Here is a 687-nt window from a genome sequence, read left to right as displayed (position 1 = left end):
GCTCGGGCGGCGGGACGTCCGGCATGGCGAAGGGCTCGGGCAGGGGCTTCGCCGCCAGGCTGCCCAGCACCGGCACCGCGGCCAGCAGGCGCTGCGTATAGGGGTGCCGCGGCGCGGCGAAGATGCGCCCGACCTCGCCTTCCTCGACCTGCTCGCCGCGACGCATCACCACCACCCGGTCCGCGATCTCGGCCACCACCCCCATGTCGTGGGTGATGAAGATCATGCCGAGATCCGTCTCCTTCTGCAGGGCGCGGATCAGCCGCAGCACCTGGGCCTGCACCGTCACGTCGAGCGCCGTGGTCGGCTCGTCGGCGATCAGCAGGCGCGGGCGGCAGGACAGCGCCATGGCGATCATCACGCGCTGGCGCATCCCGCCCGACATCTGGAAGGGATAGCGCCCCAGTTGCCGCTCCGCCTCGGGGATGCGCACCCGGTCCAGCATCCGCTTCGCCTCCGCCCGGGCGGCAGTGCCGTCCAGCCCCTGGTGCAGCTCGATCGCCTCGGCGATCTGGTCGCCGACCTTCAGAACCGGGTTCAGGCTGGTCATCGGCTCCTGGAAGATCATCGCGATCTCCGGGCCGCGCAGGCGGCGCATGGCCTCCGGCGCCTCGGCCGCCAGGTCGCGCAGCCGGCCCTCGCGGCTGTCTCTTGATCACATCTACGCACAGCTCCACCGTAAGGCGA

General features: G+C 71.6%; 1 protein-coding gene. It reads right to left on the bottom strand.

Annotation, left to right across the window (positions count from 1 at the left end; translation table 11 throughout):
* On the bottom strand, window positions 1-598 hold a 598-nt coding region (locus ROTAS13_RS25485; protein WP_253187787.1), incomplete at its 3' end, for an ABC transporter ATP-binding protein.
* Window positions 599-687: the final 89 nt, after the last annotated feature.

Origin of the sequence: Roseomonas sp. TAS13 (genome assembly GCF_001950415.1) — a bacterium.
In the GTDB taxonomy this organism is placed as follows: Bacteria; Pseudomonadota; Alphaproteobacteria; order Acetobacterales; family Acetobacteraceae; genus Roseomonas; species Roseomonas mucosa.
The sequence above is the reverse complement of the archived record's forward strand: the minus strand, read 5'-3'. Positions and strand labels throughout refer to the sequence as shown.